This is a genomic window from Aliiroseovarius subalbicans (genome assembly GCF_022678625.1).
GTDB classification, from domain to species: Bacteria; Pseudomonadota; Alphaproteobacteria; order Rhodobacterales; family Rhodobacteraceae; genus Aliiroseovarius_A; species Aliiroseovarius_A subalbicans.
Map to the genome: position 1 here is coordinate 46,011 of NZ_JALBYQ010000004.1, position 22,028 is coordinate 68,038.

Annotated in this window: 23 protein-coding genes and 1 tRNA gene; 14 read left to right on the forward strand and 10 right to left on the reverse strand. The window is 60.2% G+C overall.

Annotated elements, in window-relative coordinates:
- Positions 1-58 precede the first annotated feature (58 nt).
- The 5 genes from MN188_RS12950 to pth are packed head-to-tail and all read right to left on the reverse strand — an operon-like array spanning position 59 to position 3,545.
- A complete protein-coding gene (locus MN188_RS12950; RefSeq protein ID WP_242109557.1) occupies positions 59-433 on the reverse strand; it encodes a DUF2237 family protein in 375 nt (124 codons plus the stop codon).
- Positions 430-1,587 carry a serine hydrolase domain-containing protein gene (locus MN188_RS12955; RefSeq protein WP_242109559.1) on the reverse strand — a complete coding sequence of 386 codons (1,158 nt, stop codon included), beginning with the start codon at positions 1,585-1,587 and terminating at the stop codon, positions 430-432. The genes MN188_RS12950 and MN188_RS12955 overlap by 4 nt, the downstream gene beginning before the upstream one ends.
- Position 1,588: 1 nt before the next feature.
- Positions 1,589-1,831: a CDGSH iron-sulfur domain-containing protein gene (locus tag MN188_RS12960; RefSeq protein WP_242109560.1), complete on the reverse strand. Its 243-nt coding sequence runs from the start codon at positions 1,829-1,831 to the stop codon at positions 1,589-1,591.
- 20 nt (positions 1,832-1,851) lie between these two features.
- Positions 1,852-2,871, reverse strand: coding sequence for a DUF2332 domain-containing protein (locus tag MN188_RS12965; RefSeq protein ID WP_242109561.1), 1,020 nt, complete (start codon positions 2,869-2,871; stop codon positions 1,852-1,854).
- Positions 2,868-3,545: an aminoacyl-tRNA hydrolase gene (gene pth, locus MN188_RS12970; RefSeq protein ID WP_242109562.1), complete on the reverse strand. Its 678-nt coding sequence runs from the start codon at positions 3,543-3,545 to the stop codon at positions 2,868-2,870. The genes MN188_RS12965 and pth overlap by 4 nt, the downstream gene beginning before the upstream one ends.
- A 103-nt stretch (positions 3,546-3,648) precedes the next feature.
- On the opposite strand from pth, the gene MN188_RS12975 reads away from it, so the two are divergent.
- Positions 3,649-4,344 (forward strand): FkbM family methyltransferase, encoded by a 696-nt coding sequence (locus MN188_RS12975; protein ID WP_242109563.1) that lies wholly within the window; start codon positions 3,649-3,651, stop codon positions 4,342-4,344.
- The gene (locus MN188_RS12980) at positions 4,341-5,042 is read left to right on the forward strand and encodes a DUF4336 domain-containing protein (RefSeq protein WP_242109564.1); all 702 of its coding nucleotides are present in this window, start codon (positions 4,341-4,343) and stop codon (positions 5,040-5,042) included. Before MN188_RS12975 ends, MN188_RS12980 begins: the two co-directional genes overlap by 4 nt.
- A gap of 60 nt (positions 5,043-5,102) precedes the next feature.
- Here the strand turns inward: MN188_RS12980 and MN188_RS12985 are convergent, their stop codons facing one another.
- Complete coding sequence (locus tag MN188_RS12985; protein ID WP_242109565.1) at positions 5,103-5,759, reverse strand: 50S ribosomal protein L25/general stress protein Ctc; 657 nt, start codon at positions 5,757-5,759, stop codon at positions 5,103-5,105.
- 227 nt (positions 5,760-5,986) lie between these two features.
- Between MN188_RS12985 and MN188_RS12990 the strand changes: the two genes are divergently transcribed.
- A complete protein-coding gene (locus tag MN188_RS12990; protein ID WP_242109566.1) occupies positions 5,987-7,135 on the forward strand; it encodes an MFS transporter in 1,149 nt (382 codons plus the stop codon).
- Here the strand turns inward: MN188_RS12990 and MN188_RS12995 are convergent, their stop codons facing one another.
- On the reverse strand, positions 7,136-8,299 hold the full coding sequence (locus MN188_RS12995; RefSeq protein WP_242109567.1) for an alpha-hydroxy acid oxidase: 1,164 nt from the start codon (positions 8,297-8,299) through the stop codon (positions 7,136-7,138).
- 120 nt (positions 8,300-8,419) lie between these two features.
- On the opposite strand from MN188_RS12995, the gene MN188_RS13000 reads away from it, so the two are divergent.
- Positions 8,420-9,193: a ZIP family metal transporter gene (locus MN188_RS13000; protein WP_242109569.1), complete on the forward strand. Its 774-nt coding sequence runs from the start codon at positions 8,420-8,422 to the stop codon at positions 9,191-9,193.
- A gap of 4 nt (positions 9,194-9,197) precedes the next feature.
- Here the strand turns inward: MN188_RS13000 and trpA are convergent, their stop codons facing one another.
- On the reverse strand, positions 9,198-9,989 hold the full coding sequence (gene trpA, locus MN188_RS13005; protein ID WP_242109570.1) for a tryptophan synthase subunit alpha: 792 nt from the start codon (positions 9,987-9,989) through the stop codon (positions 9,198-9,200).
- 60 nt (positions 9,990-10,049) lie between these two features.
- On the reverse strand, positions 10,050-10,466 hold the full coding sequence (locus tag MN188_RS13010) for a VOC family protein (RefSeq protein ID WP_242109571.1): 417 nt from the start codon (positions 10,464-10,466) through the stop codon (positions 10,050-10,052).
- Between the two features lie 88 nt (positions 10,467-10,554).
- Here MN188_RS13010 and ychF point away from each other — a divergent pair, with 88 nt between their 5' ends.
- The 10 genes from ychF (at position 10,555) to MN188_RS13060 (ending at position 21,362) form a co-directional block, all read left to right on the forward strand.
- Entirely contained in the window at positions 10,555-11,652 is a 1,098-nt protein-coding gene (ychF, locus tag MN188_RS13015; protein WP_242109572.1) for a redox-regulated ATPase YchF, read from the forward strand.
- Between the two features lie 325 nt (positions 11,653-11,977).
- Positions 11,978-12,067 (forward strand) — tRNA-Ser (locus MN188_RS13020).
- A gap of 647 nt (positions 12,068-12,714) precedes the next feature.
- On the forward strand, positions 12,715-13,746 hold the full coding sequence (locus tag MN188_RS13025) for a LacI family DNA-binding transcriptional regulator (RefSeq protein ID WP_242109573.1): 1,032 nt from the start codon (positions 12,715-12,717) through the stop codon (positions 13,744-13,746).
- 118 nt (positions 13,747-13,864) lie between these two features.
- On the forward strand, positions 13,865-15,148 hold the full coding sequence (locus MN188_RS13030; protein WP_242109574.1) for an ABC transporter substrate-binding protein: 1,284 nt from the start codon (positions 13,865-13,867) through the stop codon (positions 15,146-15,148).
- Between the two features lie 154 nt (positions 15,149-15,302).
- Positions 15,303-16,241, forward strand: a complete 939-nt coding sequence (locus tag MN188_RS13035; RefSeq protein WP_242109575.1) for a carbohydrate ABC transporter permease — start codon at positions 15,303-15,305, stop codon at positions 16,239-16,241.
- An 11-nt stretch (positions 16,242-16,252) separates the two neighbouring features.
- A complete protein-coding gene (locus MN188_RS13040; protein WP_242109576.1) occupies positions 16,253-17,086 on the forward strand; it encodes a carbohydrate ABC transporter permease in 834 nt (277 codons plus the stop codon).
- A gap of 9 nt (positions 17,087-17,095) precedes the next feature.
- A complete protein-coding gene (locus MN188_RS13045; protein ID WP_242109577.1) occupies positions 17,096-18,100 on the forward strand; it encodes an ABC transporter ATP-binding protein in 1,005 nt (334 codons plus the stop codon).
- On the forward strand, positions 18,097-18,870 hold the full coding sequence (locus MN188_RS13050; protein ID WP_242109579.1) for an L-iditol 2-dehydrogenase: 774 nt from the start codon (positions 18,097-18,099) through the stop codon (positions 18,868-18,870). Before MN188_RS13045 ends, MN188_RS13050 begins: the two co-directional genes overlap by 4 nt.
- Before the next feature lie 29 nt (positions 18,871-18,899).
- Positions 18,900-20,366, forward strand: a complete 1,467-nt coding sequence (locus MN188_RS13055; RefSeq protein WP_242109581.1) for a mannitol dehydrogenase family protein — start codon at positions 18,900-18,902, stop codon at positions 20,364-20,366.
- Between the two features lie 69 nt (positions 20,367-20,435).
- A complete protein-coding gene (locus MN188_RS13060; RefSeq protein ID WP_242109582.1) occupies positions 20,436-21,362 on the forward strand; it encodes a carbohydrate kinase family protein in 927 nt (308 codons plus the stop codon).
- A 378-nt stretch (positions 21,363-21,740) separates the two neighbouring features.
- On the opposite strand, the gene MN188_RS13065 is transcribed toward MN188_RS13060, so the two are convergent.
- The gene (locus MN188_RS13065; protein ID WP_242109584.1) at positions 21,741-22,013 is read right to left on the reverse strand and encodes a cyclic nucleotide-binding domain-containing protein; all 273 of its coding nucleotides are present in this window, start codon (positions 22,011-22,013) and stop codon (positions 21,741-21,743) included.
- Between the last annotated feature and the right edge of the window lie 15 nt (positions 22,014-22,028).

Sequence of the window (22,028 nt, forward strand, 5' to 3'; positions counted from 1 at the left end):
ATTGGGCTGCGATCATAAGAATGCCGCACTTTTTTTACATCGGGTCGCCCCCCCCTTTTTAAGCCGAATAAGCCCTGAGGACCTCCAGGCCAACGACCTCTAACGCACGGATATGGGTTGCCTCAAGGTTGACCCGTGGCGCGCAACCCTCGTCATGGGCTTGCAGGAACCGCGCGGCGCACAGGCACCAGCGGTCCCCGGCCATCAGCCCCTCGAACCCGAAGGCGGGGCGCGGAGTGGTCAGGTCGTTGCCAACGTATTTCGAGAAGGCCAGGAACTCATCGGTCATGATCACGCAGACCGTATGGCTGCCGGTGTCGGATGGGCAGGTGTTGCAATGGCCGTCGCGGAAATACCCGGTGACAGGGTCCAGGCCGCATTCGACCAGCGGTCCGCCCAGTACGTTCACGGGCTTGTCGGGAACCGGTCTCATTGCGCAGCCTCGGCGATCTTGCGGAACATGGCGATGTTGCCGGCGGTCACACCCGGATCCTTGAAGTGGCGATCTGCGGAATTCATCGCGATCACCACGCTCAGTGGACGGTTCACGTAGACGAACTGACCATAAATGCCGATGCCATAATACTCGCCCTCACCCGCGTCCGCCGGCATCCACCACTGGTATCCATATTGCACCTCACCAGGGGTCGTGGGAGCGCTGGGCGTGGTCGAGGCGCGGACCCAATCCGCCGGCACGATCTGGCGCCCGTTCCAGCGCCCGTCCTGAAGAAACATCTGCCCGAACCGGGCATTATCGCGCGTGCGCATGTTCAAGCCCCCCAGCACGAAGGCGACACCGTGACCATCGGTCAGATAGTAAGGCGCGGCTTCAAGCCCCATTGGCCTTAGGATTTTCTCCTCCAGAAGCGTTGGCACATCCCGCCCCGTGGCGCCCCGGATCACCATGCCGATCACATGGGTGTCGATCGATACATACTGCCATTGCGCGCCCGGCGTGACGAAGGTCTTGTCCAGCCCTTCGGCGAAGCGGTCCATCGACCGACCCAGCGCCAGAACCCGCCCCATCCTGTTGATGTCGCTCCAGAAATCCAGATAATCTTCGTCGAAGGTGACGCCTGACGACATGTTCAGGACGTTTCGGATCGTCGCCCCGTCATAGGCCGTGTCGGTCAGGGTGGGGGCATAGCGGGTCACCGGGTCGTCCAGCGAGGCAATCGCACCCTCGGCCACGACAACCCCCATCAGCGCCGACAGCCAGCTTTTCGCCACTGACCAGCTGATCCGCAGGTCCTGGTCATCGGTGCCGTGGTGGTAGCTTTCGTGCCGCACCGCGCCGTCCTTCATCACGACCAGACCCAGAACCATCCGCGCGCGGATCCAGTCCGCAGCCTCGTCCGGCAGCGCCATCGGTGACCCGTTGGGCAAGGGGCTGACAGGTCCGTCACCGCGTGACAGGGCGCGGGTCAGGAACAGCCCGTCCATGCCGATGAAGTTCTCGACGATGCGCTGTTCGGAAAACAGCGAAGTGACGGCGTTCAATCGCGTCAGTTCCTCCCGCTTCCAGACCGCGCCACTTGTCAGGGCGACGGCCAGGATCAGTGCAAGGCGTGTCACGCGACGCCGCATGTCAAAGATCCTTGTGCGTCCCATCGCAAAGGGGCTGTTTCGCCGACGATTTGCATCCGCAAAAGAACACCCGCTTGCTGGTCTCGGCGGTGTATTTCACCGGGGTAAGACCCGATCCTTTGTGGGACCCATCGCAAAACGGCTGTTTCGCGGATTTGCCGCAGGCGCACCAGAAATAGTTTTTGCCTTCCTCAACCTCGACGGGAAACGGGGCTTTCTGGGCGATGATCGGGGTGTCTGTCATGGGATCCTCCTGCGTTTTGCTCAGGTTGCCCGCCAATCCACCCAGCGTCCATGAAAATCGACCCGTCCCAGGGTGATCACCCGGCCTTCGGGCCACAGGGTCAGGGTGATGGCTGCCCCGGCGTTGCGCCTGTCATCGGCCTCCATCGCCAGACGTGCGACGGGGCCACGGGTGCCGGCCTGTTCCATCGCGGCCAGGCATCGCGCCTTGGTTTCCTCGGGAAAATACTGCCATGCCACGGTGTGATAGACGAGGTGCAGCGCGTCCGGCCTGTTTCCGGCCAAACGGGTTTCCAGCCAATCCGCCGCGTCCCCTGCGTCCACTGGGACGTCGGCCACGGCCAATGCCGCGCGGGTGCGTGACAGTCGTTCGCTCTGGTCGGCCCAGAGGTAAGACATCAGACGCAACGCATCGTCGGGGCTCTGCGCATCCATCGGCATCAGGTCCACGCCGCGTCGCTCTACGATGGTCGGGTGGCCCATTTCCGGCGCATTCCCGCGCCACTCCGGGGACAGGGTCACGACGGCATCGTCGGGGCCGATCCGCCCCGCCGGCGTGTCCAGAGCGAAACGGTCCCAGATCAGGTTCAGCCCGGCGGACGCGCCCAGTTCGCTCATCTCGATCGGCAGGTCAAAGCGGTTTGCCAGCCACGCACCGCCTGCGATCAGCACGGCAGACCGGCGCAGCTCGTTGGTTTGCGGCGGAGAATCCAGCCAGCGGCTCAGGGTGCCGGCATGGTCGTTCAGCGCGCCCGACAAAGCAGCCCAAAGGGCGGTGTCATCCACCGCATTCGGCGGGTAGGCCGCGACCAGATCCGGTGCCGCACCGGACAGGACCAGCCCATGCAGCCCGCCCAGAAGGCGCAGCGGCACGCTGTCGCCATAGGGTCCCAGATCTCCGGGCCAGGCGAACATTCGGTCGGTCAGGGGCGTTCCGGGCTGCATCCTGTCGGCCAAAAGGCGCAGAACCCGTGCGGTGAACGGCGAGCCGAGGCTTTCGTTGTTGCCAGCTTGGTCTCGAAGGGCGTCGCGCAGGCTCATGTGAACTTGTCCATCAACCTTTGCATCGGGCTTCGGCTGTCCTCGGCGGGCGGCTCATCCGGCGTTTCCACCGCCTTCGCCTGCTTCGGCGCGGGTTTGTCACGCGGGGGGTTTACCCGCAGCGCGACCGCGTTCATGAACTTGCCGGGATCGCCCTCGGCCAGCTGCGCCGCGCCATCGGAAATGCCGCGCAGCAGGTCATCCAGCCAATCCTGATCGGCCTTGGCGAAATCGCGCAGGACAAAGCCCGCAACCGCGTCCTTGTGTCCCGGATGGCCGATGCCCAGCCGCACGCGTTGATAGGTGTCGCCGATATGTTGGTGCAGGCTGCGCAGCCCGTTGTGCCCCGCATGCCCGCCGCCCTGTTTCACCCGACATTTGCCCGGCGCCAGGTCCAGTTCGTCATGGAAGACGGTGATGTCGGCCGGGGTCAGTTTGAAAAAGCGCATCGCTTCGCCTACCGATTGACCGGAAAGGTTCATGAAGGTTTCGGGCTTCAGCAACAGGACTTTCTCGCGCCCCAGGCGGCCTTCGGTCAGCGACCCCTGAAACTTGCCGCGCCAAGGGGCAAAGCCGTGGTCATCGGCAATCCGATCCAAGGCCATGAAGCCGATGTTGTGTCGGTTTCCGGAGTATTTCGCGCCTGGATTTCCCAGGCCGACAAAGAGTTTCATGCTGGCTCCTGCAGGAGGTGTTTGGACTTTTCGCGCGCGGGCGATAGGCTTGCCGCACCTGCAAAGTATTTCACCCCGGGGGGCCGGGCAAGAGGAGGTTCCTTTGGCAAGCTTCGACGTGAATGGGATCAAGCTGCGTGTGCCGGGCCATTGCCTGACCCCGCCCCTGAAACGGGCGTTGGAGAGCGGGACCTATGAAGGAAGTGAACGCGCGGCGCTGGAGCGACATCTGCGGCCCGACGACACCGTGCTGGATATCGGCGCCGGAGCCGGCTACCTGTCGATCCTGGCATCGCGCGTCGTCGGAGGGGAAAACGTCGTATCGGTTGAGGCATCACCGGTGATGATGGACGTGCTGCGTGCAAACTTGAACAGCAACGGCGCGCGCGAGGCAGCGTTGGTCCACGGCGCTGTGGTGGGCGACAGCCATGACGGTGACACGATCGATTTCTTAGTACGTGATGCCTTCTGGGCGTCTTCGATCGCGCCGGAAGATGGCAGCGCGGGCCGCGAAAAAATGCGCAGCGTTCCGGCCTTGAAATTGTCGAGCCTTCTGGAGATCTACAAGCCCAGCATCGTCACGCTGGACGTGGAGGGCGGAGAGGTCGAGCTGTGCCAACAGCCCTGGCCCGACCATGTGCGCCTTGTGATCATGGAGATTCATACGAAAATCTATGGGCCGGCGACGATCCAGAAGATCTTTGATGGCATGTCGCGCACAGGCATGACCATCATGCCGTTTGGCACACGCGGTGAGGTGATCACCCTGCAGCGGGTGTATCCGGGTGAAGATGCGTGACAGACCCGGTCATGCAATCGTTTGGGGACCGGATCTGGATTGCGGACGCGGCCCCGGTCTCGGTCGCCGGGTTTCACTATCCAACCCGCATGGTTGTGATCCGTCTGGCGGACGGCGGGGTCATGGCGGTCTCGCCTGTGGCCCTGACGTCCAAGCTGCGGGACGCGGTGGCAGCCCTGGGGCCGGTGCGCCACCTGATCGCTCCCAACGCGCTGCATCACCTGTTCCTGGGCGATTGGGCCGAGGCCTTTCCCGAGGCAAAGGTCCACGCGGCCCCCGGTTTGCGGGCCAAGCGCAAGGATATCCGCTTTGACGCCGATCTTGGAGATGCACCGGACCCGGATTGGGCGGGTGATCTTGAACAGGTTGTGGTGCGCGGAAACCTGATCACCGAAGAGGTCGTGTTCTTTCACGCGCCCAGCCGGACCGTGTTGTTTACGGATCTGTTGCAACAGTTTCCGCGCGGCTGGCACGCGGGCTGGCGCGGTGTTGTGGCCCGTCTGGATCTGATGGTCGGAGCTGAACCCGCCGTGCCGCGCAAGTTTCGCGCGGGTTTTGTGAACCGGCGTGCGGCGCGTCAGGCAGTGGCCCGCATCCTGACCTGGCCTGCCGACAATGTTCTGCTGGCCCATGGTGCGCCGGTAATGTCGAACGGGCAGGCGTTCCTGACGGGCGCGTTTCGATGGCTGATGCGGTGAGGCCAAAAAAAACGGGGCCCGCAGGCCCCGTTTCGTGTTCTGGTCCGTGAAGGGCCGGGATTACTCCTCGGCGGCGTCTTCGTCGCCGGTGGTCGGAACATCGCCGGCCTCGACCTCATCACCTTCTTCATCGTCAGCCGAACGCAGCGACGACGGAGCCGACAGGTTGGCAACCACGAAGTCGCGGTCGATCGTGGTCTTGGCGCCTTTGGGCAACTCGATGTCCGAAATGTGGATGACGTCACCCACTTCGCGGCCGGTCAGGTCACACACCAGGTGCTCAGGGATGTCGCCGGCAACAACGTTCAGTTCGACTTCCGGACGAACAACGGTCAGAACGCCGCCCTTCTTGATGCCAGGGGCCTCTTCTTCGTTGATGAAGTCGACGTGGATGAACAGGTTCACCTTCGTGTTGCGGTGCAGGCGCATCAGGTCCAGGTGCGTCGGCAGGTCTTTGACCACGTCACGCTGAACGTTGCGGCAGATCACGCGCACGTCGTCGTGGCCGTCCACTTTCAGGTTCCACAGGGTGGACAGGAAACGGCCCGCCTTCAGCTTCTTGAACAGATCGTTGAAGGGGATGTTGATCGGAAGCGGATCGGTGCCGCCGCCATAAACCACACCCGGGACCATGCCATCACGGCGCGCCTGGCGAGCGGCGCCCTTGCCTGTCCCCGCGCGAACCGTGGCGTTCAGATCAGGAATCTTTCCTGCCATTTGAATTCTCCAAAATTGTAAGGGCGGGAATCCTCCAAGGCTGTATCCCCGCGTGAAGCGCTGCCTATAGCGGGGAATCGGGGGGATGGGAAGTGGTTTTTGCCTACCCCGCTTGCCTGCCCGGCGCACGTCCCGCCCACCCACTCCCGTGCGCCGGGCAGGCAGGTGAACGGGGCGTGGCAGTTTGAACCTTGCTTTGGGGCACGACCCGTGCCAGCGATGGGCGCATGTCGATTTCCAACGCCATCCGCCTGTCGCGCCGCACCCTGCCAGCCTTCGCCTCTGAGGGCATTTTCTGGGGCGCGTTCGCGGCCTTTGCACCGGTTCTCAAGGATACGATCAACGCTTCGGACGGTGCGTTCGGCTGGGTGCTTTTGGCCGCGGCGACCGGGGCGGTGACAGCGATGTGGCTTGCCCCCCTCTTCGACGCGCGGATGGGCCGGTTCGCCATGGCCGTTGCGGCCCTAATGCTGGGGCTCAGTTTCCAATTGCCGATGTATGTCACGTCGATCGTCCTGTTCGGGGCGCTCATGGTGCTTGTCGGGGCCACGTCGGGGCTGTTGGACGTCGTGATGAACGCGCGCCTGTCGATGATCGAAAGCCGCTCGGGCGTGTCGTTGATGAACCTCAACCATGCGATGTTCTCGTTCGCCTATGCGGCCTCGGCCCTTGTCACCGGGCTTGCGCGCGAAGCAGGGGCCGCGCCGTGGCAGGTGTACCTTGGCCTGATGGGAATTGTGTGCCTGTTGGCATGGCGCGCGATGCAGTCGGGGGTCGAGCAATCCGAGCATGAGGAGGAACCCTCCTCGACCCGTCTGCCTGCGGCCGTGTTCTGGGGCGGCACCATCATTCTGGCCGCCTTTCTGGCTGAAAACGCGGTCGAGGGCTGGTCCGCCCTGCATATCGAACGCACCCTGCGTGGCGGTGCCGCCGAGGGCGCGCTTGGTCCAGCCGTTCTGGGCCTGACCATGGGGTTTGGGCGTTTCGCCGGGCAGCTTGTCGTGGCGCGGTGGAGCCCGGCCGTGGTGCTGGTGGTCGCGGCACTTCTGTCGGCTTCCGGGGCGCTGACTGCGGCCTTCGCACCAACCCCCACGGTGGCCTATCTGGGCTTCGGCACGCTTGGGCTGGGTGTGTCGGTGATTGCGCCCATGGCCTTTGCCCTGGTCGGGCGTCGGGTCACGGATGACATGCGGGCGCGGGCGATTTCACGCGCCGCCGTGGTGGGCTATTTCGGTTTCTTTATCGGCCCGCCGATCATGGGCTTCGTGTCCGAAGCCACCAGTCTGCGCATGTCCTTCGTGTTCATCGCGGCGGTGTTGGCATCGATTCCAGTCCTGACGGCCCTCCTGCGCCGCTCGGACAAACCGAAAACCTGATCACTCCCAATCGCCCGAGAACCCCTTCGGCACCCGCAGGATAGATCGGTCCACCTTGTTGATGTCCGTGTGGCCGCAAAACCCCATCGAGATGTCCATTTCGCGGTGGATCACCTCAAGCGCTTTGGTCACCCCGGCCTCACCCATCGCGCCCAGACCATAGACATAGGCCCGGCCGATATAGGTGCCGCTGGCCCCCATCGCGAGGGCTTTTAGCACGTCCTGACCCGACCGGATGCCGCTGTCCAGGTGCACCTCGACCCTGTCGCCAACCGAATCCAGGATCGCAGGCAGCACGCGGATCGAGCTGAGAGCACCGTCCAACTGTCGCCCGCCGTGGTTCGACACGATGATGGCGTCGGCGCCCGCGTTCACCGCTTCAACAGCGTCCTCGGGCTCCATGATGCCTTTGACGATCATCTTGCCGCCCCACATTTTCTTGAACTGCCGGATACGGTCCCAATCCAGGCTGGGGTCGAACGCCTCGGCGGTCCAGGTCGACAGGGATGAGGGGTCTTTGACCCCATGCGCATGGCCGACGATGTTGCCAAAGAACCGCCGCTTGGTGCCCAACATGCCCAGACCCCAGCGCCACTTGGTCGCGAGATTCAGCATGGTGGGAATGGTCAGTTTGGGCGGGGCGGACAGGCCGTTTTTCAGGTCTTTGTGACGTTGGCCCAACACCTGCAAATCCACAGTCACCACGATGGCCGAGCAGTTAGCCGCTTTGGCGCGGTCAAACAGCCTCTGCATGAAGTCGTCATCCTTCAGCGTGTAGACTTGGAACCAGAACGGTTTTTTAGTGTGCTCGGCCACATCCTCGATTGAACAGATCGACATTGTCGATAGGGTAAAGGGCACGCCGAATTTCTCGGCAGCCCGTGCCGCCTTGATCTCTCCATCCGCGTCTTGCATCCCGGTCAGGCCGACCGGGGCCAATGCGACCGGCATCGCCGCGTCTTCGCCCAGCATCTGCGTTTTCGTCGAACGGTTGTCCATGTCGACCGCAACCCGCTGGCGCAAGTAGATCTTGTCGAAATCCGAGCTGTTTTCGCGAAAGGTCTGCTCGGTCCAGGACCCACTTTCCGCATAGTCGTAAAACATCCGCGGTGCCCGGCGTTTATAGAGCCGTTTCAGGTCTTCGATCTCGGTGATGACGGGCATGGTGGCCTCCCGAATGTGAATTGGTCAAATTTTATTACCAAGGCTGGCGCGCCGTGGCAATCCGCCTCATGCCCGGATCCCGCATTGCGCGTCTTGCGGGTCGCGGTCATGGTCTTGACCATGAGCATCGTGATGTGGGGATTGCTGGCGTCGCTTGCGGCGGGGTTGATGACGGGGGTGGGCGCGTTACCGGTCCTGTTTGGCCGCTCGATCTCACGTCGGACCTCGGACACGCTGTTGGGCTTTGCCGCGGGCGTGATGCTGTCGGCCTCCTACTTCTCGCTCATCCTGCCCGGTATTGACGCGGCCGAGGCGCTTTATGGGTCTGTAACGACGGCTGCCCTGATTGCGGGCGCGGGCATCGCCTTGGGCGCCCTCGTCGTGGCGGCGATGAACGAAGCACTGCCGCATGAACACTTCATCGAAGGGCGCGAAGGAGCCGAAGGCGCGGCGCTGGCGAAAATCTGGTTGTTTGTGATCGCCATCACCATTCACAACTTCCCGGAAGGCATGGCGGTTGGTGTGGGCTTCGGCGGCGGAGATGTCGCCAACGGCTTGTCACTGGCCACCGGCATCGGGCTGCAGAACGCGCCCGAGGGCCTGGCCGTCGCCGTCGCCCTGCGCGGGCTGAACTACTCCAAGTTCACCAGCTTTGCGATCGCGCTTCTGACCGGACTGGTTGAGCCCATCGGCGGGCTAATCGGTGCGGCGGCCGTGTCCTTTTCCGAGGTTGCGCTGCCCTGGGGCCTGGCCTTCGCCGCTGGTGCGATGCTTTACATCATCTCGCACGAGATCATCCCGGAAACCCACAGGCACGGGCACCAGAACCGGGCCACAACCGGCCTGATCTTCGGATTGATCCTGATGATGGTGCTGGATGTGGCGCTGGGTTGACCGCTTAGGCGCGGTGCGCGCCGTCCGCCAGGGTTTTCACGAAGGCCAGCACCTCGGCCACCGGCTTACCAGCAGCGATTTGACTGACAATCGCGCTGCCGACCACGGTGCCGTCGGCCACACCTGCAATCGCCTGCGCCTTTTCGGGTGTATTCACGCCGAACCCCACGATGACCGGAATGTCGCTGGCCGCCTTGATGCGGGCCACTTCCGGGGCGACGTCCTCCGCGCTGGCCTCGGCTGCGCCGGTGATCCCGGTGATCGAGACGTAATACAGGAAGCCTGAGGTGTTTTGCAGCACCTTTGGCAGGCGCTTGTCGTCGGTCGTCGGCGTTGCCAGGCGGATGAAGTTCATCCCCGCCGCCTGAGCAGGTAGGCACAGTTCTTCGTCTTCCTCGGGCGGCAGGTCCACCACGATCAGCCCATCAATCCCGGCGGCCTTGGCGTCCACCAGGAACTTGTCCACGCCGCGATTGTAGATCGGGTTGTAATACCCCATCAGGACGATCGGCGTCTTGTCGTCGCCTTTTCGAAACGCGGCGGCCATGTCCAGCGTCTTTTGCAGCGTCATGCCAGCCGCCAAAGCCCTCTGACCGGCCAGCTGGATGGTCGGGCCATCGGCCATTGGATCGGTGAAGGGAATGCCCAGTTCGATGATGTCCACACCTGCACCCGGCAGGCCCTGCATGACCTCAAGTGACGTCGCCTCGTCGGTGTCGCCAGCCATGATATAGGCCACAAATGCCTTTTTGCTGTCGGCTTTCAGCGCGGCGAACGTGTCATCAATGCGGGTCATCGGGGCATCCTTTTAAGTGTCTGCCCCGATGTGCCGCGTTCCAGCGGGAAAATCAATGGCTCACGGTGTCGGGCCGTCCGCCATGATCATCCAGCGGATGCCAAACCGATCAGTCAGCGATCCGAACAGCGGGGTCCAGAACATCGGGGACAGGGGCATGCGCACCTCGCCCCCGTCGGCCAAGGCGTCCCAGACCCGGCGGGTTTCGGCTTCGTCGGGCAGGGACAGGCACACTTCGCAGCCCGCCATCGCCGGGCCGGAGCCTGACGGATCGTCACTGGCATAAAGCCACCCTTCGCCAACCGGTAGCGCGCAGTGCATCACCGCATCGTCCGGCACGCCAGGCATCTGCGCGCGGTCCGTCTCGGGCATGTCGGCAAAGTCCATGATCTCGGGCGCAGAGCCGAAGATCTGGCCATATCGGGTCATCGCGTCACGGCAATGGCCCTGAAAAAAAAGGTAAGCAATCGGTTGCATGGTTTTCTCCTCCTCCTCTCATGCTACCACGCTTGCGCCCACGCCCCCAAACCCATATGCACGGCCCGACAATCAGATGGAGGCCGGCATGGGTTTCAAAATGGGTATCGTGGGTCTGCCGAACGTCGGCAAATCGACCCTTTTCAACGCGCTGACGAAGACCGCTGCCGCCCAGGCTGCGAATTTCCCGTTCTGCACCATTGAACCCAACGTGGGCGAAGTGGCCGTGCCGGATGCGCGACTGGACAAGCTTGCGGCCATCGCGAACTCCAAGGAAATCATCCCGACTCGCATGACGTTCGTCGACATCGCGGGCCTGGTGAAGGGCGCGTCGAAGGGCGAAGGCCTGGGCAACCAGTTCCTGGCCAACATCCGCGAGGTTGACGCCATCGCCCACGTGCTGCGCTGTTTCGATGACGGCGACGTCACCCATGTCGAAGGCCGCGTGAACCCGGTCGAGGACGCCGAGGTCATCGAGACCGAGCTGATGCTGGCCGACATGGAATCGATCGAAAAGCGCCTTCAGAACATCGTGCGCAAAGTGCGCGGTGGCGACAAGGAAGCGGTGCAGCAGGAACGCCTGATGCGCGCGGCAATGGCCGCGTTGGAAGACGGCAGGCCTGCGCGCACGGTCGAGATCGACGAGGAGGACAAGAAGGCCTGGACCATGCTCCAGCTGCTGACCTCGAAGAAGATCCTGTATGTTTGCAACGTGGACGAAGGCGACGCGGCGAAGGGCAACGAATACTCGGCTGCGGTCGAGAAGATGGCCGAAGAACAGGGTGCCGCCAGCGTCGTGATCTCAGCCAAGATCGAAGAAGAGATCTCGCAGCTCGACGCCGACGACATGGAAATGTTCCTGGAGGAGCTGGGCTTGAAGGAGGCGGGCCTGGACCGCCTGATCCGCGCCGGATACCAGCTTTTGCACTTGGAGACCTACTTCACCGTTGGCCCAAAAGAAGCCCGCGCCTGGACCATCCGCGAAGGCACTATGGCACCGCAAGCCGCCGGCGTGATCCACGGCGATTTTGAGCGTGGCTTCATCCGGGCCGAAACCATCGCCTACGACGACTACGTTGAACTGGGTGGCGAAGGCCCCTGCAAGGATACCGGCAAGATGCGGGCGGAAGGCAAATCCTACGAGGTCAAGGACGGCGACGTGCTGCACTTCCTTTTCAACGCCTAAAACCTCAGGAAATCAGCTTGAAAGCGCCCGATTTTAGACAAATTGTGCGTTTACCTCTCCTGCATCGCAACAAGAAGCAGGAATTGATATGCTTGATATAATCGCTTCGTTTAGACCGGGAATGCTCTTGTCCGCCGGTGGAGGTGCGTTCGTCTGTGGCGTCGTACTATTCTATCTGGTGATTCAAAGAACCCGGAAACGCCGACAAAACTAAACAACGGACGCTCGGCAGTTTGCCGGGCGTCTGGCCTTTCGGTTTCGGCTTCCCAGATTTCCCGAAAAACGCCCCTTGCCCCCGGTCGCACGCCCCGCTAAACGGGTCGACGGAGACGTGGCCGAGTGGTCGAAGGCGCTCCCCTGCTAAGGGAGTAGGCGGGAAACCGTCTCGAGGGTTCGAATCCCTTCGTCTCCGCCACCTTTTTCATTTAGTACATTGTTCAAAAAAAATACATCTTTAAGGGTGCTTTGCACGACAACCCTATCTGTTACCCAAATTCGATGCTCTGGCTAGGTCCCCATTCGCATGGAAGCCGCAGCTCTCTTGCCAGCACCAGAGATTGTGATTCTACAAAACCTCAGGTACGGCCCTTAGCGGACACCAGATCCTTCAGGTTTCTGGCATTCCGATTTCCCGAGATACCGGACATTGGGTCACAGGCCAGCATTTTGGACAGGTCGACTTCTGCAATGCAAGAAAGCGCGGGTTTTTTCCATCGCAGCGAATGTCCCTAATGGAATCTAAACATCAGCAGGACATGTGTTTCCCCATCGTGGCGTTGCTCGTGTCTCCACATTTGCTGCTCGAAATCTGAGTTAGGGAAAGCCCTATGAGGATTGCCGGCCAGACGTTGTGTCTTGCTTTTAGGGGATCGAAACCGACAGGCGAGACCTCATTCACGGCTCCTGAAGGGCGACGCTCATCATCATCGGCGTCTCCCAGTAAGCATTCTTATGTCAGGAAGATTTAAGTTTACGCGAGGTAATTTCTAACTTTACGAAAACTGAACTTCCATGCATCCTTCGAAGCCGAAAGCACCACCGCTCGACAGGGAGGTTTCGCCAGTGAGCGACCAGAAAATCAGGAATATGGAGCACTTTTCCGCGGTTTGCGGAATTTCCCGACCGACGGTGTCGAAATACTTCAACGACCCAGAGAGCGTTCGCAAGTCCACGCGCGAAAAAATCGAGGCGGCGTTGAAGAAGTATGACTATCGACCCAACATTTATGCGGTCAATCAGAACCGACGTCAGACCAAGAACATCGGCCTGGTGGTTCCCAACTTGACCGATCCGTTCTTCGCTGGGATTGCGCGAACGATCGAGGGGCTTATCGTTGAGGCCGGTTTCAATCCGTTGTTGCTGAGTTCTCATGGCGGGCCGGAGCATGAAATTGCAAATCTCGATAGCCTTCGATCCATCAAACCGGCCGGTGTGCTGTTGGCGCCCCTTGGTCGGGCCTCGCTGGAGGATCAGGTCGCAGAGTTCGCCAACGAAGTTCCCACCGTGTTGTTTGATGCCAACCTTGGCGATGTCGGCGAGGCCTACTTTGGATCGGACAACACCCAAAGCATAAGCTTGATCGTCGATTACCTTTGCCGATCCGGAGAGCCGCCGGTGTTTTTCGAAATGAAGGCGCCGATCAACCCAAATGCCTACAAACGCCGAACGGCCTATAAGGCTGCGATGGGGCGGTTGGGGTATGAGCCGCACCTGCTCCAGGTTGATGGGCAGGGTTGGAATTTTGAGGAAATCGGCTTTCGCGAAGGGGCACGAATTCTGACAGGCCGGCAGCTCCCAACAAACACGATCTTGTGCTCAAACGACCGCCTTGCGATCGGTTTGCTGTCTGCCGCATTTGAAAATGGGTTCAAGGTCGGACTGGGTGCGGAGGCGTCCCTTAGGATCGCAGGGCACGACGACCACCCGTTTTCACGCTTTACATGCCCCAGCTTGACCACCGTCTCGCAGGATTATGAAGCCATCGCCACAAGAAGTGTCGAGACGATTCTGTCTTTGATCGACCGTGGCGGGCGCATGCAAACGCGCGAAGAAACCTTGTTCGAGGGAAAGTTGGTTATGCGTGGCTCTGCCTAAGCTGATGAAAACACGTGCTTAAGTCGCTGTTATTTACGCGTGTAAACATTGTGATTGACGCGAAGTAATATGGTTTGCTAGCGTTCACAGACCACATCCAATCTAGGGAGGAATCCGGATGTCTTTCAAAACTACGCTTTGCGCGGCCAGCGCCGTTGCCCTTTTGGCGGGCACCGCTGCGACCGCCGAAAGCCTGACGATCGCAATCGTGAACAACGGCCACATGATCAACATGCAATCCGTTGCAGAAGCCTATACCGCCGAAACCGGCGTTGAGCTGAACTGGGTGTCGCTGGAAGAAGGCGTTCTGCGCGAGCAGGTTCAGTCTGACACCGCGACCGGCGGTGGTCAGTACGACATCATCAATATCGGCATGCAGGAAGCACCGATTTGGGGCCAGGCAGGCTGGATCGAGCCGCTGACTTTCTCCGCCGAATACGACGTTGACGACATCCTGCCTGCCATGCGCAACGGCTTGTCCCACGAGGGCCAGCTTTACGCGGCGCCGTTCTATGGTGAATCGTCGATGGTCATGTACCGCAAGGACCTGACCGATGCCGCTGGCGTGACCATCGCCGACAACGACAGCTGGGACAACGTCAAGGCGGCCGCTGCCGCGATCCACGACCCGGACAACGGCGTGTATGGTGCCTGTCTGCGCGGCAAGCCGGGCTGGGGTGACAACATGGCGTTCATCACCACCGTTGTGAACTCGTTCGGTGGCGCATGGTTCGACGCCGACGGCCGTCCGCAGCTGGACAGCTCGGAATGGAACGCGGCAATCAACTTCTATGTTGACCTGCTGGGAAGCTATGGCCCTCCGGGCTCGGAAGGGAATTCGTTCAACGAAATCCTCGCCCTTTACAACGAAGGCAAGTGCGGCATGTGGATCGACGCCACCATCGCGGCTTCGTTCCTTGAAGTTGACGGTGTTGCCTACGCCCAATCGCCGAACGCTGGTAACCCGGTTGGCGCAAACTGGCTGTGGGCATGGGCAATGGCCATCCCGGCCGGATCGCCGAATGCTGAAGCCGCGTCCGACTTCATCGAGTGGGCGACGTCCAAAGACTACGTTCAGGCTGTTGGGAACCACCCCGACTTTGGCTGGGGTTCTGTTCCCACCGGTCAGCGTGCGTCCACCTACGCGATCCCCGAGTTCCAGGCTGCTGCAGCCTTCGCCGCCGCTGAACTGGCCGCGATCGAAAGCGCCGCGCCCGAGGCAACTGACCTGAAGCCCTACGTTGGGGTTCAGTTCGCCGCGATCCCGGAATTCCCGGAAGTGGGTTCTGCCGTTGCTCAGGAAATGGCCGCGGCTCTCTCGGGCGCCAAGTCGGTCGAAGACGCACTGGCCGCAGCGCAAGACGCAGCTGACGCGATCATGCGTGAGGCAGGCTACTACTAAGCCGCCCCCTCCCAGAAGGCCCGCTTGCGGGCGGGCCTTCGCTTTCCACACCCTGTCGCTTGTATTGCCTGACCGGCCCAGCGACACTTACACACAAATACAACTTCACCATCACAAGCAAACGCGGTCTTCGTTTTGCTAGGAGGATAGGTTTATGTCTGACAGAAAGCTTCCTCGGCTCCTTCAAACACCGGCGGTTCTACTGCTTTTGGTTTGGATGCTGATCCCACTGGGGATGACACTCTACTTTTCGTTCATCCGGTACGTTCTGAACAGCCTTCGCCGCCCGGAATGGACATCGCCGAGCCTGAGCAACTGGCGTGGTTTCGGAAATTATGAATTCGTTCTGAAATCCAAGGACTTCGTGCTCGCGATCCAGAACAGCCTGTTCATTGTGTGCAGCATCCTGTTCCTGACCGTCATCCTGGGCATCCTGATCGCAGTCTTGATCAACAAGACCTTTCCGGGGCAAGGGATTGTCCGGGTTTTGCTGATCTCGCCCTTCTTCGTGATGCCAGCCGTCAACGCCGTTCTCTGGATCAACATGATCCTTGATCCCGTCCTGGGCCTGCAAGGCATCGCGGTGGCCGGCATCAACGACATCCTGGATGGCCTGAGGCAAATGCCCCTTCTGGGCGGGTTCTCCTCGCTCTGGCCGGAATTCGAACCGATTTCATTCCGCGCGACGCAGACCTCGGCCATCGCCGTGATCATGATGGTGACCTGGCAATGGACGCCCTTCGCGGTTCTAATTTTCATGACCTCGCTTCAATCCGAGGATCAGCAGCAAAAAGAAGCGGCCATTCTGGATGGCGCTGGCACATGGTCGCAATTTCGGTTTCTGACCTTGCCGCACCTGGGGCGGCCGATTGCGATCGTGGTGATGATCCAGGCGATTTTTCACCTGTCGCTTTATGCGGAAATCGAAATCGTGAGCCGGGGCAACGGGAACAAGAACCTGCCCTATCTGATCGGTGAATTTGCCAACAACAACATCGGCGCAGCCAGTGCCACCGGCATTTTCGCGGTCATCCTTGCCAACATCGTAGCCATCTTCCTGCTGCGCATGGTCGGCAAAACGTTGATGGAATAGGAGGAAAACCCATGGCAATCGTTGCACAATCCTCGAAATTCAGCTCCTACGGACGGCCCGTTCTGGCCTGGGGTGTTGGGCTGCTCTTCTTCTTTCCCATCTTCTGGATGGTTCTGACGAGCTTCAAGACAGACGCCGACGCGGTAAAGCCGGAATACCTGTTCTTCTTTACCCCGACGCTGGATAACTACCTGAACATGACCGACAATTATGACTACTGGCGGTTTGCCAGGAATTCGGTGATCACCTCGGTTTCGGCAACTCTGTTCACCCTGTTCGTCAGCGTTCCTGCCGCCTATGCGATGGCGTTCAACCCGACGCGGGCAACCAAAGACGTTCTGATGTGGATGTTGTCGACGAAGATGCTGCCGGCTGCCGCGGTGCTTTATCCGATGATCTTCCTTGCCAAAGGCATCGGGCTTTATGACACGCATATCCTGATCATCACCGTGTTGAGCCTGATCAACCTGCCGATCGCGATCTGGATGCTGTTCACCTATTTCAAGGAAATCCCGAAGGATATCATCGAAGCGGGCAAAATGGACGGCGTCAACACATGGGGCGAGATCAAGGAGATCCTTGTTCCCCTCGCCTGGGGTGGCATCGCGTCAACCGCACTTTTGATTTTCATCTTCTGCTGGAACGAAGCCTACTGGACTGTCCGCCTCACGACCATCGATGCGGCCACGCTGTCCAAACTCATCGAAGGCAACCGAGCTCCGGAGGGCCTGTTCTTCGGCCGCTTGTCAGCAGTCTCAACAGCCGCCGTCGGACCCATCGTTGTCCTTGGTTGGTTCTGTCAAAAACAATTGGTCCAAGGCTTGACCTTCGGCGCCGTGAAGTGAGGAAAGACCATGGGACAAATTGTTCTCGATAAAGTATCCAAGAGTTTCGGTGACGTGGAGGTCATCCCGCCGCTGGACCTGACCATTGAAGACGGTGAGTTTACCGTATTTGTCGGCCCGTCCGGCTGCGGCAAGTCCACGCTGCTGCGCATGATTGCGGGCCTTGAGGACCTGACCTCGGGCGCTATCGCAATTGACGGCGAAGACGTGACCGAGGTGCCGCCTTCGAAACGTGGCCTGGCGATGGTGTTCCAGTCCTATGCGCTTTATCCGCACATGACGGTGCGCAAGAATATCGGCTTTCCGCTTCGAATGGAGAAGATGGACCAGGCCGAAATCGACAAGCGCGTCGAAACGGCCGCCACTTCGTTGAACCTTATGGACTATCTGGACCGCAAACCTGGGCAGCTTTCGGGCGGTCAGCGTCAGCGGGTTGCCATTGGCCGCGCCATTGTCCGCGATCCTTCGGCGTTCCTGTTTGATGAACCATTGTCGAACCTCGACGCCGCCTTGCGGGTGGGCATGCGGCTTGAGATCAGCGAGATGCATGAGCGTATGCAGACCACAATGATCTATGTGACCCATGACCAGGTGGAAGCCATGACCATGGCCAACAAGATCGTGGTTCTTCAAGCTGGCGTCATCGAACAGGTCGGCTCGCCGCTGGATCTCTATCACAAGCCTCAGAACGTGTTCGTGGCCGGTTTCATCGGCTCACCGAAGATGAACATCTTTACCGGCCCTGAGGCGGAAAAGCAGGGTGCGCACACCATCGGTATCCGCCCGGAACACACCGACGTCAGCATGACCGAGGGCACATGGAAGGGCACCGTGGGTGTCGCCGAACATCTTGGGTCAGACACATTTATCCACGTTCACAACACCGGGCTTGCCGACATGGTCACCGTGCGTATCTCCGGGGATATCTCGGTGAAACACGGGGATGACATTTACCTGACCCCACAGCCTGACCAGATCCACAGGTTCGACGCGCAGGGGCTGCGGATCGAATGAGCCGCCTGGATGGCAAAACCGCGCTGATTACGGGGGCCGCCCGGGGGATCGGGCTGGCCTTCGCCAAGGCCTATGTGGCCGAAGGCGCGCGGGTTGCCATCGCAGACATCGACCACCGCCGCGCCCGCGACGCCGCCGCCGAAATAGGTGCGGCTGCGATTGCCGTTGAAATGGATGTCACCCAGCAAAGCAGCATTGACGCGGCAATCGCGCACACGGTCGCGCGGCTGGGTCAGATCGACATCCTGATCAACAATGCAGCCTTGTTCACAGCCGCGCCGATTGTCGACATCACGCGCGAAGACCATGCACGGGTTTTTGACGTCAATGTCACCGGAACCTTGTTCACCCTGCAGGCCGTCGCACGGCACATGATCGACCGGGGCATCAAGGGCAAGATCATCAACATGGCCAGCCAGGCCGGACGCCGGGGTGAACCCCTGGTTGCCACCTATTGCGCCAGCAAGGCCGCTGTCATCAGCCTGACCCAATCCGCCGGGCTGAACCTTATCGCGCACGGGATCAACGTGAATGCGATCGCTCCGGGGGTGGTGGACGGCGAACACTGGGACGGTGTTGATGCCTTTTTCGCCAAGTTCGAGAACAAGGCCCTGGGACAAAAGAAAAAGGAGGTCGGCGACGCCGTGCCCTTCGGGCGCATGGCACAGGCCGAAGACCTTACAGGGATGGCTGTTTTCCTCGCCTCCAGGGACGCCGACTACATCGTTGCACAGACCTACAATGTCGACGGCGGGACTTGGATGAGCTGATGGAAGATCTCGTGCGGGGAACCGATCTTATGAAACTGAACGACGCGACACTGAAGGAGCTTCCCAAGGCCGTCCTGCGCCCGAACTATGACCGGGCACGGCTCACGCCTGGTATCGTGCACATCGGCGTTGGGAATTTTCATCGGGCCCACCAGGCATGGTATCTGCATCGCCTGATGCAACAGGGCGAAGCGCTGGATTGGGCGATCATCGGCGCCGGTGTTCGGACCTATGACGCGGCCATGCGCGACAAGCTGCTGGCGCAGGATTGTCTGACAACCTTGATTGAGCTGGACCCGTCGTCTTCGACGGCTGAAGTCGTCGGCTCGATGATCGACTACCTTCCGATCGAGGAAAACAACACCGCCCTGATCGAACAGATGGCACGGCCCGACATTCGCATCGTGGCCATGACTGTGACAGAGGGCGGGTATTTCATTGACCCTGCGACCAAGGAATTTGACGCGGCGCATCCCGACATTGTTCATGACAGCCGCAACCCGAAAACGCCAAGAACGGCCTTCGGTGCCATCGTCGCGGCGCTTCGCCTGCGACGGGACACGGGGATAGGCCCGTTTACCTGCCTGTGCTGTGACAATCTTCTGGGCAACGGGGATGTGCTGCGCAAAACACTTGTGTCCCTGGCGCGTCTGTCCAATTCCGAATTGGCAGACTGGATAGACGCCACCTGCACGTTCCCAAATTCAATGGTCGACAGCATTGTTCCGGCAACCGGCCCCGACGAATTGGCGCTGGCACATCAGCTGGGCATAGATGACCAGGTCCCCGTGACCCACGAAAGCTTCCGCCAGTGGGTGATCGAAGATGATTTTTGCGCCGGTCGACCTGACTGGGACAAGGTCGGCGCGACCTTCACGGATGATGTACACGGCTATGAGGCGCTGAAAATCCGGATTTTGAATGGCGGGCACCAGGTGGTCTCGGTGCCGGGCGAGGTTCTTTCGATCAAGACGATAGCTGATTGCATGAAACACGATCTGATCGGCCCGCTTTTTACCAAGGTTGCGCAAGAAGAAATCGCGCCGCTGGTTAAACCTGTCTTGGGCATGACCAGCAAGGATTACGTCGCGCTGATCCACAAGCGGCTTTCGAACCCGAAGATCATCGACACAACCCGCCGGGTGGCCTTTGACGGCTCGTCCCGTCATCCTGGGTTCATCATCCCCTCGATCCGCGAGGGGCTGGCGAAAGGAACCCCGATCGACGGGCTTGTCCTGGTCGAAGCCGCCTGGGCAAGGATGTGCGAAGGCACGCGGGAAGACGGCAGCAAGATCGACCCGAATGATCCGTTTTGGGAGGACTTGACTGCGACGGCCCGGCAAGCGCGGGAAAACCCAACTGCGTGGCTTGAGATGCGCCAAATTTACGGGGATCTCGCGGACGAGCCTGGGTTTGCAGACCGCTTTGCGAAGTGGCTTGGCGTGATTTGGGATGAGGGGTTGGAAGCGGCGATCGCAACCTATCTCAAACCTTGAGACTTGACCCCAATTGGAAATACCGTGTGTGCAACGGAAACTCACCCCAATATTCATTGAGGAAGCCCTATGATCCTTTGCTGTGGAGAAGCCCTTATCGACATGATCCCTGAGCAAACGGTTCGGGGCCCGGATGGCTACGTGCCGCGATCAGGTGGCGCGATCTTCAATACCGCCATTGGCCTCGGGCGATTGGGTTGTCGAACTGGCTTGTTGAGCGGCATTTCGACCGATGTGTTCGGCCATCAGCTGATGGCTGATTTGAGGGCAAGCAATGTCGACACCCGATATGTCATCCGGTCGGATCGCCCAACGACCTTGGCGTTCGTCAAGCTGTCCGATGGACATGCGTCATATTCGTTCTTTGACGAAAACTCCGCAGGGCGGATGATCGCCCCTGATGATTTGCCGGGCGAAATAGACGATATTTCTGCCCTGTATTTCGGCGGTATCAGCCTGGCCTGCGCTCCGGGCGCCGAAACTTATGCGCAGCTGGCCGAAGCGCACGCGCGCGAATGTGTCGTGATGGTCGACCCCAACATCCGGCCCAGCTTCATCGCAGACGAGCCAAGTTTCCGGGACCGAATTGAACGGATGATCAAGCTGGCCGACATTGTGAAAGTCTCCGACGAGGACCTGAACTGGATCATCCAAAGCGCGGACGGGCTTGAAACGAAAGTCGCCCAATTAAAGAAACTTGGGCCTTCCATCGTCATCCTGACGCGCGGCAAATCCGGTGCCCAGGCATGGTTGCCAGATGGACGATCCATCTTTGTCGCCAGTCAGAAGGTCGATGTCGTCGACACCGTCGGTGCAGGTGACACGTTCAATGCCGGTGTATTGGCAAGCCTGTCTGAAGCAGGTCTGCTAACCAAAACTGCTATTGAGACGGTGTCGGAACATGACGTTGCAGAAGCGATTGGATTCGGTGCGAGAGCCGCTGCAATCAATGTCGGTCGTGCTGGTGCAAACCCGCCCTGGCGTGATGAACTTTAAGAAAGCAGCTATGCCAACGCTTAAGGGCACGTGTGTCTAGGGGACCTTGGAGGTCAATTCCTACAGACGATGCCCATATTCATGGTTTGACGGCAAAACCCCCGATCAAGCCCACTTCGGATCGTCAGCGGCGGAAATCCATGCTGAAAACCCAAACCCTGTACAAGAAAGACAGGCCGCCTCTTTTGACCTAGTCGCAGATGGTTGTCCCCTTGTCCGCTACCCGGGCTAGCTTCGTCAAATCTTGTCGCAAGATGTTTTGATGACCGGTTTCTTCGCTGCACAGTACACGAAAGTCACGTATGCGGGACAAACAGCCGTTCGCTGCGGTAGCTACCAGGGTCTGCTTTGCTAGCAATGGGTTCCCCCATCGAACTTTCAATCAATCGCCGTGACTCGCTCGGCACCGCGAAGCCGACTGAGTGTGACCGGAGTGATGCCGAGAAAGGACGCTATCAAATAATGGCCGAAGAGACCTTCGTGACGCGGGAAATCTTTGCGAAACCACGCAAGGCGGTCTGCGCCACCAAGTGCAGCAAGGCACCACTCTCGATCAGCTTTACGGGCCAGTTCTTGCTGCAAAATGCCGTTTGCCCATTCGCGAATTGGCTCCGATGCCAACATAAGCTCAGTCAAAGCACGGCTGTCCATTTGCGCAACTAACGC

Excerpts from the sequence above, each read along its gene's own strand:
- trpA (WP_242109570.1), bottom strand. The coding sequence starts at position 9,989 with ATGACCCGCATTGATGACACGTTCGCCGCGCTGAAAGCCGACAGCAAA.
- MN188_RS13045 (WP_242109577.1), top strand. The coding sequence starts at position 17,096 with ATGGGACAAATTGTTCTCGATAAAGTATCCAAGAGTTTCGGTGACGTG.
- MN188_RS13050 (WP_242109579.1), top strand. The coding sequence starts at position 18,097 with ATGAGCCGCCTGGATGGCAAAACCGCGCTGATTACGGGGGCCGCCCGG.
- MN188_RS12985 (WP_242109565.1), bottom strand. The coding sequence starts at position 5,759 with ATGGCAGGAAAGATTCCTGATCTGAACGCCACGGTTCGCGCGGGGACA.
- MN188_RS13040 (WP_242109576.1), top strand. The coding sequence starts at position 16,253 with ATGGCAATCGTTGCACAATCCTCGAAATTCAGCTCCTACGGACGGCCC.
- MN188_RS13065 (WP_242109584.1), bottom strand. The coding sequence starts at position 22,013 with ATGGACAGCCGTGCTTTGACTGAGCTTATGTTGGCATCGGAGCCAATT.
- MN188_RS13000 (WP_242109569.1), top strand. The coding sequence starts at position 8,420 with ATGAGCATCGTGATGTGGGGATTGCTGGCGTCGCTTGCGGCGGGGTTG.
- MN188_RS12965 (WP_242109561.1), bottom strand. The coding sequence starts at position 2,871 with ATGAGCCTGCGCGACGCCCTTCGAGACCAAGCTGGCAACAACGAAAGC.
- MN188_RS12990 (WP_242109566.1), top strand. The coding sequence starts at position 5,987 with ATGTCGATTTCCAACGCCATCCGCCTGTCGCGCCGCACCCTGCCAGCC.
- MN188_RS13055 (WP_242109581.1), top strand. The coding sequence starts at position 18,900 with ATGAAACTGAACGACGCGACACTGAAGGAGCTTCCCAAGGCCGTCCTG.
- MN188_RS13010 (WP_242109571.1), bottom strand. The coding sequence starts at position 10,466 with ATGCAACCGATTGCTTACCTTTTTTTTCAGGGCCATTGCCGTGACGCG.
- pth (WP_242109562.1), bottom strand. The coding sequence starts at position 3,545 with ATGAAACTCTTTGTCGGCCTGGGAAATCCAGGCGCGAAATACTCCGGA.
- MN188_RS12995 (WP_242109567.1), bottom strand. The coding sequence starts at position 8,299 with ATGCCCGTCATCACCGAGATCGAAGACCTGAAACGGCTCTATAAACGC.
- MN188_RS12960 (WP_242109560.1), bottom strand. The coding sequence starts at position 1,831 with ATGACAGACACCCCGATCATCGCCCAGAAAGCCCCGTTTCCCGTCGAG.
- MN188_RS13035 (WP_242109575.1), top strand. The coding sequence starts at position 15,303 with ATGTCTGACAGAAAGCTTCCTCGGCTCCTTCAAACACCGGCGGTTCTA.
- MN188_RS12950 (WP_242109557.1), bottom strand. The coding sequence starts at position 433 with ATGAGACCGGTTCCCGACAAGCCCGTGAACGTACTGGGCGGACCGCTG.
- MN188_RS12955 (WP_242109559.1), bottom strand. The coding sequence starts at position 1,587 with ATGCGGCGTCGCGTGACACGCCTTGCACTGATCCTGGCCGTCGCCCTG.
- ychF (WP_242109572.1), top strand. The coding sequence starts at position 10,555 with ATGGGTTTCAAAATGGGTATCGTGGGTCTGCCGAACGTCGGCAAATCG.
- MN188_RS13030 (WP_242109574.1), top strand. The coding sequence starts at position 13,865 with ATGTCTTTCAAAACTACGCTTTGCGCGGCCAGCGCCGTTGCCCTTTTG.
- MN188_RS13060 (WP_242109582.1), top strand. The coding sequence starts at position 20,436 with ATGATCCTTTGCTGTGGAGAAGCCCTTATCGACATGATCCCTGAGCAA.